The 12537-nt window shown below is 28.9% G+C and carries 10 protein-coding genes; 1 reads left to right on the top strand and 9 read right to left on the bottom strand.

The window, feature by feature from the left end; translation table 11 throughout:
• Nucleotides 1-3: 3 nt before the first annotated feature.
• The 7 genes from ARA56_RS00050 to ARA56_RS00020 form a co-directional block, all read right to left on the bottom strand.
• The gene (locus ARA56_RS00050) at nt 4-516 is read right to left on the bottom strand and encodes an AmiS/UreI family transporter (protein ID WP_055262682.1); all 513 of its coding nucleotides are present in this window, start codon (nt 514-516) and stop codon (nt 4-6) included.
• A 29-nt stretch (nt 517-545) separates the two neighbouring features.
• Nucleotides 546-1748 carry an ammonium transporter gene (locus tag ARA56_RS00045; RefSeq protein ID WP_055262680.1) on the bottom strand — a complete coding sequence of 401 codons (1203 nt, stop codon included), beginning with the start codon at nt 1746-1748 and terminating at the stop codon, nt 546-548.
• A 410-nt stretch (nt 1749-2158) separates the two neighbouring features.
• Complete coding sequence (locus ARA56_RS00040; RefSeq protein WP_055262678.1) at nt 2159-4390, bottom strand: AAA family ATPase; 2232 nt, start codon at nt 4388-4390, stop codon at nt 2159-2161.
• A gap of 2 nt (nt 4391-4392) precedes the next feature.
• Nucleotides 4393-4692, bottom strand: a complete 300-nt coding sequence (locus ARA56_RS00035) for an ATP-dependent Clp protease adaptor ClpS (protein WP_055262676.1) — start codon at nt 4690-4692, stop codon at nt 4393-4395.
• 207 nt (nt 4693-4899) lie between these two features.
• Nucleotides 4900-5808 carry a Gfo/Idh/MocA family protein gene (locus ARA56_RS00030; protein ID WP_055262674.1) on the bottom strand — a complete coding sequence of 303 codons (909 nt, stop codon included), beginning with the start codon at nt 5806-5808 and terminating at the stop codon, nt 4900-4902.
• A 140-nt stretch (nt 5809-5948) separates the two neighbouring features.
• Nucleotides 5949-7400, bottom strand: coding sequence for an MATE family efflux transporter (locus tag ARA56_RS00025; RefSeq protein ID WP_084758911.1), 1452 nt, complete (start codon nt 7398-7400; stop codon nt 5949-5951).
• Nucleotides 7401-7540: 140 nt separating this feature from the next.
• Nucleotides 7541-8815, bottom strand: coding sequence for a serine hydrolase domain-containing protein (locus ARA56_RS00020; protein WP_055262672.1), 1275 nt, complete (start codon nt 8813-8815; stop codon nt 7541-7543).
• A gap of 268 nt (nt 8816-9083) precedes the next feature.
• Here ARA56_RS00020 and ARA56_RS00015 point away from each other — a divergent pair, with 268 nt between their 5' ends.
• Nucleotides 9084-9914, top strand: coding sequence for a serine hydrolase (locus ARA56_RS00015; RefSeq protein WP_055262670.1), 831 nt, complete (start codon nt 9084-9086; stop codon nt 9912-9914).
• A 122-nt stretch (nt 9915-10036) separates the two neighbouring features.
• On the opposite strand, the gene ARA56_RS00010 is transcribed toward ARA56_RS00015, so the two are convergent.
• Entirely contained in the window at nt 10037-11257 is a 1221-nt protein-coding gene (locus tag ARA56_RS00010; RefSeq protein ID WP_055262668.1) for an amidohydrolase family protein, read from the bottom strand.
• A gap of 8 nt (nt 11258-11265) precedes the next feature.
• The gene (locus tag ARA56_RS00005; protein WP_055262666.1) at nt 11266-12336 is read right to left on the bottom strand and encodes a hypothetical protein; all 1071 of its coding nucleotides are present in this window, start codon (nt 12334-12336) and stop codon (nt 11266-11268) included.
• Nucleotides 12337-12537 lie beyond the last annotated feature (201 nt).

Genomic DNA, 12537 nt, shown 5'->3' with positions numbered 1-12537 from the left:
AATTTATTTAGGAAACATATTAATTAATAATAAGAATCCTGGAATCCAAGCTGTGAAAATACCATCAATAACTGATAAGTATCCAACAAATTTCCCTAAATCTTTCTTCATTACTAATTCTATAAATCCAGTTAACCATAATAAGCCCCATAAAAGCCATATAATAACCCAATATATATTTCCTACAGTGAAGTCTATAAATTTTAATGTTGTTGGATCAATAAATGCTAATGGAATAGTATTTATTGCTACAAATAAACAGTACCAGCCATATAATCTACCATCTAGGTTAAATAGGCATCTTGCTGCAATAAACAGATATGTAAATCCAAATAATAGACCTGTTCCTGCCGCAAAATAATTCCCTTGTATTACTGCTACTATATTTAATATAAATGATAATACTCCAGTGAATACATTAAATACTGCCATAGACTTTTCATCGATCTTACAAAGTCTTGCTATACCATTAAGTATAAGAACTACTCCAACGTATAATAAAACTACACCTAACATAATTTACATCTTCTTTCTTTTTTTAATTTTTACTCGTATTTTGTTTCATAATTTTCTTTAAAGAATTCTTGGTCTAATCCTTTTAATTGTACTTCATCACTTACTTTTATAGATTTTATCTTATCTACAACTTTAAATATTATGTAAGTCATCACAACTGAATAAACAATAATTATTAAGCAACCTATTAATTGTATAGAGAATTGCTTTAATCCAGCTGATATTCCATTTACTCTTGGGTTTGCAAGCACTCCTACTAATAGTGTACCTATAAATCCACCCATTCCGTGAACTCCCCAAACATCAAGTGCATCGTCCCATTTCTTTCTTTCAAATTCTACACAGAAGAAACATACTACAGCTGCTATTGCACCTATAATAACTGCTCCTATTGGGTCAATATATCCTGATGCTGGTGTAACTGTTGCTAATCCTGCAACTGCACCTACTATCATCTCAAAGAAAGATGCTCTTTTACTATGCATAGCATAAAGTATTAACCAAACTATCATTCCTGTTGCTGCTGCAACTCCTGTATTTGTGAAAACTATTGCTGCTGTTTCTGCTGCTGCTAAAGTTCCACCTGCATTAAATCCGAACCATCCAAATAATAATAGAGCTCCACCTATTGCAACTAATCCTAAATTGAATGGACCTTTTTCATTTTTGTACTTTCTTTTACCTAGTACAAGTAATGCACCTAAACATCCAAATCCTGATGTAATGTGAATTACTGCTCCTCCAGCGAAGTCTACGAATCCCATCTTAGCTAAGAATCCGCCACCCCATACCCAGTGAGCTACTGGGAAGTATATAAGTATCATCCAAGGAATTAATACTTTTATCCATCCACTTATAGTTAATCTGTTAGCAAATGCTCCTGTCATTAATGGTGCTGTTATTATTGCAAACATTAATTGATACATAAAGAACATAATAAATGGTATATTATTACTATAAGTAGAGTTTACAGCAAAGGTAACATCCTTAAATGCAAAATATTGAAGCGGATTACCGATAACTCCTCCAATATCTTTACCAAATACTAAACTAAATCCACCAAATATCCATAACAATGATACAACTCCTATTGCAATGAAAATTTGGAACATGATTGTTAATGCATTTTTTCTTTCAACTAATCCACCGTAGAAAAATGCTAAACCTGGTACCATAATTAAAACTAGTAGAGTAGATAAAATTATAAATGCTACATCCCCGTTATTAATCATAAGACTCCTCCTTTAATATATAATTTTTACATTCTAAAAATGCACAGTGACGAGTATAGCAAATAAAATCGAATCTTGTCAATATTTCTTAATTAAGTTAGAATAATTTTAATTTTCATTATTTTCTGATAATTTTTTTTAATCATCTTTTATTATTGGAAAAATATTTATGTTATTCAATTATGTATCTGTTTTATAATTCCAATATTTCCTGTCAATACCTTAACTGATATATTACTTTTCTTACCTATTATATAATTATAAGTAATTTATCCCATAACTTAACACAACTAATTTGTATAGAATAATTTTAAAAATAAAACTGCCTCATTTGAAATTTTGAGGCAGCTTTATTACTTTATTTAACTATATTTTTAATAAATAAATTTATAGTCAAAAATTAACTTATATTAAATTTTAAATTGGTTATCTTCAACTTTAACGGTACATATTCCACCTTTACTTAAGCTTCCAAAAAGAATTTCATCAACTAATAATGGTTTTACATCTGAGTTTATAATTCTCTTTATTTCTCTCGCTCCAAACTCTCTTGAAGTACCTCTCTCTGCAATTTTAAGTATTGCTTCTTCTGTAAAATCTATATTGATATTTTTATCTAACAGTTGTTTCTTAAACTTTTCAAGCTCTCTTAATACTATATTCTTTGCAATAGCCATATCTATATGATTAAATACGACTATTTTATCAAGTCTATTTCTAAATTCAGGAGTAAAGACTTTTTTAACCTCTTCCATTATTGCAGTACCTTTTATTTCTCTTGCTCCAAAACCAACTAATGATTTACCTATATCCTTAGCACCTGCATTTGAAGTCATTATTATAATAACATTTCTAAAATCTGCTTTTCTTCCTTGATTATCACTTAATGTAGCATAATCCATAACCTGAAGTAAAACATTCAATATATCTATATGTGCTTTTTCTATTTCATCTAGTAATAGAACACAATGAGGATTCTTCTTAATCTCGTCTGTTAAAAGACCGCCTTCCTCATATCCTACATATCCAGGAGGCGCTCCTATAAGCTTTGATGCTGCGTGCTTTTCTTGATATTCACTCATATCAAATCTTATAAGCTTAATACCTAAGCTATTACTTAATGTTCTAGCTATCTCTGTCTTACCTACTCCTGTTGGTCCTACAAAAAGAAGTGATGCAACTGGCTTATCTGCTTCTGTTAAGCCTGCTCTAGACATTTTTATAGTTCTTACTACCTCTTCTATAGCTGTATCCTGTCCAAAGATATTTTTCTTTAAGTCATCTTCTAAATTTTTAAGTGAATTTATCTCATCTTTCTCAACAGTCTTTTTAGGAATATGACAAATCTTTGAAATTACATCTTCTATAATTTTTTCATCAATAGTTCTTTCGCTATCCTTACTATTTAAATTAACAAAAGCTCCAGCTTCATCTATTAAGTCTATAGCTTTATCTGGTAAGAATTTATCGTTTATGTATTTATGGCTTAATGTTACAGCAGCCTTTAATGCATCATCTGTATATTTAACCTTATGATAATTTTCATAAGTTTCTTTAACACCATTTAAAATTTCTATACATTCACTCTCTGAAGGCTCTTTAACTTCTACTACTTGGAATCTTCTACTTAAACCTTTATCCTTTTGGAAGTATTTTTTATATTCTTCATAAGTTGTTGCACCAATAAACATAATGCTACCATCTATAAGATAAGGTTTTAAAAGGTTTGATGCATCTAAAGATCCTCCCCCTAAAGCTCCTGCACCAACTAAATTATGAATCTCATCTATATAAACTATTGGATTTTTTAAAGTTTTTATTTCATTCAGAACCTTTTTAATCTTCTCTTCAAAATCTCCTCTATACTTAGTTCCTGCAACAAGTGAACCTAAATCTAAAGATAAGACCACAGAATCCTTTAATTTCTCTGGGACTTTTCCTTCATTAATGAGTCTAGCTAACCCTAAAGTAATAGCAGTCTTTCCAACTCCAGGCTCTCCAATATGAAGTGGATTATTTTTACTCTTTCTACAAAGAATTTGAATAGTTCTTTCTATTATATCTTCTCTTCCTACTAATATCTCATCATCATTCTTTGCTAATTCTGTTAAATTAATAGTAAGCTTATCTATTATGGATTTCTTTTTCTCATCTTTATTACTTACTTCTTCATAGTCATTATCTTCGTGATTTAACTCTTCGATGCTATCTATACTCTCTTCATCACTTCTATGTGCTAAACTATATAAAACATCAGTTTTTTCAATACCATTTTCTATTAAGTAATAATGACAATAACTTTCTTCTAAAGCATAAAAAGCAGCTACTAAATGTTCTAAGTTAATTACATCTCTTTGAGAATATATAACCTGTTCACTAGCTTTTATAAGTACTTCCTGAAAACTATAACTTTCATGAGGTATATCATCATTACCTTTATCAACATACTCATTTATATATTCTTCTAAATTGCTTCTTAATCCCTCTAAATTACCTTCGCAATTTTTTACAGCATCAATAAAACTTTCGTTAAAAGTAAGTGCATATAATAAATGCTCTGCAGTAATAAATAAATCACCATTTTTCTTACCATAATTAAAAGCTTCAATTATAATATCATTTAACTCTCTACTTACCTCCATTATTATTCCTCCTCTACAGTTACCTTAAATGGAAATCCTTCTTCCTTAGCCTTCGCCATACTTAAAGAAGCCTTTGTCACAGCTATATCATAAGGATATATTCCAACAACACCTCTTCCCTTCGTATGAACATCCATCATTATCTTTTCAGCTTCTAACATATCTTTTCTAAAAACATCTGTTAATATATAAACTACAAATTCCATTGTAGTAAAATCATCATTATGCATTATTACTTTATAATGTTTAGGCTTTTTAACTTTAACTTTGCTTTTCTCTCTTGTTACTATCTTTGGTTCCATAAGCTACCTCCATATCCCATAGTATTTATTTTATATTGTTAATTATATTAATGAAAAGTAATAATATCAATGACTTAATCCTTTTATCTCTTTATATTTCCATTTTTTATTCTTTAATATAACGCAGCAATAACACTACTAAGCTTAACTTAAAAAGCCTAGCTTATCTTCATGAAAAGCTAGACCTTTTTATAATTTATATATAAATTATGATTTATTTTCTATATAATTTACTATATCTTCACATATTTTATGAGTTTTAAGTGCATCTTCAATATATTTATTACTATTATTCTTCTCTTTTATGAATCCTATAAATTCTTCTATTATATTTTCAAATCCTCTTTTATAAAGTGTTGGTGTCCAATCTCCAAACTCTTCAGTTGAAATTTTATTATTTTCAAATTTAGTTGTCTTTACTAAAGAAGTTACTACAGCTTTTTTACCTGATGCCATATATTCTATTGTTTCCTCTACTGCTCCATTATCTCTATTCATAATAGCGATAGCAGTTGTATTTTCATTAGTTAATGTCAACACTACATTTATTAATCCCCTAGAGTCTTTTTTATACTTAACTGACATATCAGTATAATCTGCACCCATTAAGAATCTTACTGTATCTACTACATGTATAAAATCATCAAATACAAATACCCTTGTTTCACCTGGTAAATTCACTCTGTTCTTTTCCATTATAATAATATCTGGATTTCCAAGTTCCTTTAATTCTTTCACCTTTGGAACATATCTTCTATTAAAGCCAACCATTATTTTTGTGTTATTTTTCTTTGATAATTCATAAAGCTCCTCAGCTTCTTTATAATCATAGCTTATTGGTTTATCAACATAGACTGGTATTTTATTTTCTAAAAGCGTTTTACATATTTTAAAATGTGAATCTGTTGATGAATGTACCATTACTCCATCAATTCCTGATTTAATTAAATCCTCTATATTTGTATAAGCTTCATTTATTCTATATTTTGATTTTATTTCATCAATAGTTTTAGTATTTCTAGTACATAAAATTAATTCAATATCACCTCTAGCTGTTAAAACTGGTAAGTATGCTTTCTTACATATATCACCTATTCCAATTATCCCTATTCTCATTCCATCCTCTTCCTCTCTACCTTATATCAATATTAATAAAAGCTATATTCTTAATATTGTTCAGCTTAATACTATCACATTTTGCCTATATCTTCAAAATATCTATATACGCTACAACTTTAAAGATAATAAGGTTTATTTTATATTTTTATCTCAGTCCATTTACCGCTTTTAAATCTACGACTTGTTAGATAAAACCTAACAATTTGGTCTGTTAATATTCCAAACCAAGCTCCCATTAGTCCCATTGAAAGTGGATAAGTCAGTAACCATCCAACAGAAGGTCTTATAAACGTAATACTTATAAGCGATACAATTGCAGTATACTTAGTATCTCCTGCACCTCTTAAGCATCCTCCATATATGGCATGAGCAATCTGGAATATTACTATAACTATTACTAGGCTCATTATATTAGCACTGTATTTTAAAACATCAGGATCATTTGTAAATAATCTGAATATATCCTTCCCTAATATGGCATATATAATTGAAATCATTATAGAAGCTATAAGTCCCATTCTTCTACAAATACTTCCGTATATCTTAGCTAGGTCTGGTCTCTTCTTACCTAAATTTTGTCCAATAAGAGCAACACCTGCCACAGCTAAACCATCACCTAAAGAGAATGAGATATTTATTATATTCATTCCTATTTGATGTGCTGCAAAGGCGCTTGTCCCTAAATTAGCAATTATTAAACTATATAATAAAAATCCTGTTCTCATAAATATTTGTTCCACAAAAGAAGAGGAACCTACTGAAAATAAACTCTTAAGTGAATTTTTATCTATATTAAAGTTCTTTTTAAAAGATTTTATATTTAAAAATCCATCTGAATGACTAATTGAATAGATAGACATAAAAAATGCCACCATAGTCCCTAACACTGTTGCAATTGCTGCTCCTGCTACCCCTAAAGCTGGAAATCCAAACTTTCCTCCAATTAATAAATAATTAAATACTACATTTACAAGATTAGATGCTAAGTTTGTTCTCATTGCTATTTTCGTATTACCACAACCTCTTTGTGCTGCATTAATAACTAAACTAACTACATTAAAAATAAGACCACCCATTATAATTCTAAAGTATATTACAGAAAATCCATGAGTATCACTTTGACTTCCTGCAAATCTTAAAAATGGCTCTGCAAAAATTATCGCCAATGCGCTTATTATAATTGATAGTCCAACTGTAATTATTAAAGCTTGAAATAATGTATTATTAGCTCTTTTTCTATCACCTTCACCTTTTCTCCTTGCTACAACTGAACTTACAGCAATATTTAATGATATAAATAGAGTTAAACATAAAAATTTCGGCTGGGTTGTAAGTCCTACTGCAGCTATAGCATATGAACCTAAAGTTGAAACCATAATAGTATCTATAAAAGATACCATAGCAACTAAAAACGATTCCACTGTAGATGGCCAAGCTACCTTTATAGCTTTTCTAACAAGAGTCTTTGTTTTAGGAATTTCATCAATAACCTGTAAGTTATTTATTACATTTTTGATTGAAAATACCTTATCTATTAATAGCTCTCTATCTTCTATACTATTAATGACCTCTTCCCCATTGTTGTTCATTTATTATACATCCCCTTTAATTAATGGTTTTTTTACAAATTATTAACATTATATCACTAACTTCCAAATAGGTCCAATTTTTAAGGTATAAAAAAACACCTACATTTACTGTAAGTGTTTTTAGCACCTTGAAGGTCTAGTTATTTTACAATTAATCCACGTATCATACTTGTATCATACTTTGCATCTAAAAGCCCTGTAGTTGCATCAGAGTTTTCCATTACTATTATAGTAATATCATTCAAAATATCATATTCAGTATTTGAATTAAATCCATCTATTACTCCACTATGTCTTATGATACCATCATTAACAAAAAGTCCAAAACCATATCCATCAACAGCTGTAACCATTTGATTATAAGACTGATCTGATACAATGTTTCCTTTATGGAATGCTCTCATCCAACGGAACATATCAAAAATATTTGAATAAATGTTACCTGCTGCATAAGTAAACTCTGGATTTGCCTTAATTACTCCTGACTCAGCACTTCCATGCCCTTTTGCATCTGACTCTTCTGCTTTCATACTGCTTGTCACAATTCCAGCTGGCTCAAATAAATTTTTATTTATATACTCTTCATAAGATAAACCACTTGCTTGTTCAATAATAAGTCCAAGAAGATAGTAATTAGTATTACAGTAATCATAAGCTCCTCCTGGTTGGAAATATAAATCAGATAAATTTAAGTCTTTTAAAATTAATTCCTTTGACCATCTTGCATCTTCAACATACTTATCAAAATACGTATTATTTCTATAATCATTTAAAATACTTAAACTTTCTTCTGACCTCATAAAAACTTCTGCTTCATTTAAATAATCAGGAATTCCAGATCTCATCTGTAGTAATTCTCTTACTGTAATTATAGACCCATATTCATAATCTGGGAAATACTTATCTATAGTTTCATCTAAATCAACTTTATTTTGCTCCACTAATTGCATTATTGCAGCTGCTGTAAACTGCTTAGTATTAGATGCAATAGCAAAACGAGTTGTTAATGTATTTTCTCTATTTGTATCAGCATATCCATATGCCTTAGCAAATTTTATTTCATCACCTACTGCTACAAGTGCTACCCCTTGAAACTCCCTTATTGCAGCTTCCTGGTCTAAAAATTCTTCTACATTTTCATATCCAGCTTCAACAATTTTATCTACATCTTTATATTCTGTTTCTACTGGTTCACTTTCAAATCTATATTGTTCAACTTTATATTGTTCAATATTTCGTTCTTCAACTGATTCTTCAGCAACATTATTATCACTTTTTTCTTCTTGCTCTGCTACACCATCTCTAATAATATTAATCTGTGCATCAGTTACAGTTTTTTCACTACTGCAAGCAGTTAAAGTTAAAATCGAACTTATAGTAAGTCCTATTACTAATAAAACATATCTTTTTTTCATAATTCCCCCGCATAGGTCTGTAGTATTTTTGTCTTTTATAAAAAATAAATTGTGTCCTTAACAATTTTATAACAAATTATTCGTTAATTCCATAGTAAATATATTTTTCTTAAATATATTTCACAATTAATTCATCTAAAAATCTATATGTGATATTCTCTCTTATTTATATTATCAATGTCTTCATTCTATACTCATTTAAATATATTTGGTAAAATATAACTATAAAGTCATTTAAAATTTAATTTTCTATGGAGGAAACTTATATATGACTAAGCTACTTTACAAAACAGTATCTAATATTCTATCTAAATATGATTTTAATTACTCTATAATCTTTAAAGATTTAAGCTCATCAGAAACTATTTCATGGCATTATAATTCTAAAGGTTCTGAAATACTAAGTTTTCCATCTGCTAGTACAATAAAGATTTTTATAGCAATAGAAGCTTATAATCAAATAAATAAAGGAATTATTTTTGAAGATGATGTAATTCTCATAGAGGATAATATGAAGGTAGGTGGATCTGGCATTATATCTAAATATTCAAAAAATCTAGAGATATCTATAGGAAAACTTATTTATCTAATGATGACAGAAAGTGATAATACCGCCACAAATATTCTTATAAACATCTTAGGTATGGATAATATAAATGTAATGATAAAGAAACTTTCCATAAATAATTCTTTTTTAAATAGAAAGATGATGGACTTTAATGCAATAAAAAATGGTTTTGACAACTACACTTGTGCCTATGATTTAGCAACTGTTTTAGAACAATTATATAAAAATACATGTATTAATGAACACTATGATAACTTAATATTAAGTATTATGACTAATTGCAGAAATAATAGTAAGATTCCTAGTAGGTTACCATCGAAAATAAAGATTGCACATAAAACTGGTGAGTTAGATTATATAGAAAATGATGCAGCAATAGTATTTACACCCTATGGAGATTATATACTCACTATTCTTACTGAAGGTTTAGATAATGAAAAGGAAATTAAGATAATTAGTGAAATCTCTAAAATTATATATGATTCATATATTTATAATAAAAAGATTTTCACTTCTAGCTCTTTTAATTAAAATAGGAACCATGTGCTACTATTTTACTTCTAGTAAATTGGTAAACATGGTTCCTTACAAATATCAATATTTTATTAACCTATATTTTACTATAGCATTTAAAATATATAACCTATTTAAGGCTATATTCTATTAATTAAACATTTCCCTTTTAAATAAACTCTTTTTATATTAGAAGCATCACTAAATTCAACTACAGGAATTCCACTGCTAACAATGAAATCTGCGTCTTTTCCTATTTCTAAAGAGCCAATTTTCTCTTCTATTCCTAATACCTTAGCTGCATTTAAAGTAATCAATGATAAAGCTTCATTTTCATCATATCCACTACCTATTAATTTATCAATCACTGGCTTTGAAATTATCATTAACTCAGGTGAACCCTTTGCTTCTTTATCATTAAAATTTAGCCACGATACACCTTCATATGGTGGTAAATATGCATCTGTGGCAATAGCAACTAATATATTATTTTGAATCAATTTTAAAATATCTTCAGGTGAATTTGGTTTTAAGTGAGTACCTCCTAAGGGTGTAGCAACTATTGAAATTTTATTTTTACTAACCTCATTTATCTCATCGTCGGTAATTCCATGGCCATGATGAATGACATCAAAATTTGCTTTTATAGCCATTTCTATAGCATCTTTTCCTGCTACATGGCATCCAATTCTTTTACCTTTACTATGAAATACTTGTACTATATTTTCTAACTCTTCTTGTGTATAAATAACTTCTCCAGCTCTTGGGACAATATCTTCTGTTAAATTTGCTGGAGTTGCGTTTATAAATATATTTTCTCCAGGATAATCACTTTTCTCTATTAAACTATTAATTATTTTATCTTCTATAAGCTTGTCTTTATCTACTGAATTATTTCCTGTAACAGCTGTAAAGTTTACTAACTCTTCAAAGCCAATAGTTATGCTATTACAGGAGAAAATAATATTTACAGGTAAATCCTTTGCTAATTTTTTAAAGTCTTCTACTGATAATAAAGTCATTGGTGAGCCACAAATTTGCTCTCCAAAAGTGGTTACCCCTGCCATTAGAGCTTTTAAAACTAAAGCTTTTTGAGCTATATTATAAGTCTCGCTTGTTACTGGATAAACTGTTGATGGAGCATATTCTAAAAGATGTGTATGACAATCTATTAATGAAGGTGTAATAACTAGATTCCCTAAATCTTCTATATCTAGGTCCTTATATTTACTAATTATAACTTTTTCTTTACCTATATCAATTATTTTATCTTCCTTAATTACCATTGCTCCATTAATTATGGTTTTATCTTTACCAACTGTTACTATTTTTTTTGCTTTTATAATATATTCTCTACTCATATTTACCTTCAAATTATAAATGGTGTCAAAACTAAAGCTATAATTAAACAACTAACTAATCTAATAGCTGCACCTAGTAAAGCTGCATATAAAGCTTCTTTTTCATTTAAATCTGAATGTTCTTTCCATGTTACAGGTATTTGTCCGAACAATACTGATAACGGGAATCCTGAATTGGCAAGAACAAATCCACCTACAATAAGTGCTGGTGCTACATTACTCATCTCAGCTAATTGAGCCATAGCTAATGTTGGACTTGCTAGAATCGAAACTATACCTGTTGCAGGTTCAATTTGTAACCATTGTAAGCAGGTAGTCATAGCATTAGATATTATAGCCCAAATACCAAAGTAATCTAATATACCAATCATAGTAAATACCGCTGCAACTGCTGGAATTATTACTAAGAATAAAAGATAAGCTCCTTCTTTTGCAGAGCTAAATAGTGTATCTAAAAACTTAGTTTCTGGAGTAAATCTTGGTAATTCTTCTAAGTCTACAGCTTTAGTATCTCTATATACTGTTTTAGACAAAATAAGTGGAACTAATATTATTGGTAAAAATACCGCTACAATAACTAATGGTAAAGCTTTTATATTAAATTTTGTCAACACTACTAATCCTAAAACTAATGTAGCAAAGGATTGTGGAGATTGTATCATAGTTGCAATAGCAATTTTTTGTTCTCCCTTTGTAGCTTTAGCTTTAACTAATACAGGCCCTGCAATAGCCCCAGCTGCATTAATATCCCCTAAAACATTATAAACACTTGGAATAATAACAGATGGATTGATTTTAAAGAACTTCATTATAGGAATAAAAATTCTTATTAAAGCATCAGTAAACCCCAACCTCTCTAAAATCCTACCTACAATTACACTAATAATTATAGCTACACCAACTTCACTAAGCAAAAACACATCAACTACTATAGGAAATACTTGTTTTGTAATACTATCAAAAAGTCCAGATAAAGAATCTGGAGATACTAGTAGGACAATAAAAGATAAGATTACTAAAAATAATCCAACCATTTCTATCGCCTTCCATTTGCTTCTAGTTGATTTAATCTGACTCATCTTTCTCTCCTATATAATTTAATCCTTAATATATACTATAAACATCTCTTGTAAACAGTTACTTATTTTTATCCGAATACTATCTCACTATTTTTACTTTTACAAAAGGCTCTGTTAGACAATAATGTTGATATGTGCATATAATTTACAAATAGTGTTATAATATAGATAATAGCACTATTGGAGGTAATATTTATGGCA

This window comes from Clostridium disporicum (assembly GCF_001405015.1).
GTDB lineage: Bacteria > Bacillota > Clostridia > Clostridiales > Clostridiaceae > Clostridium > Clostridium disporicum_B.
This window is presented reverse-complemented; position numbering and strand designations above follow the sequence as displayed.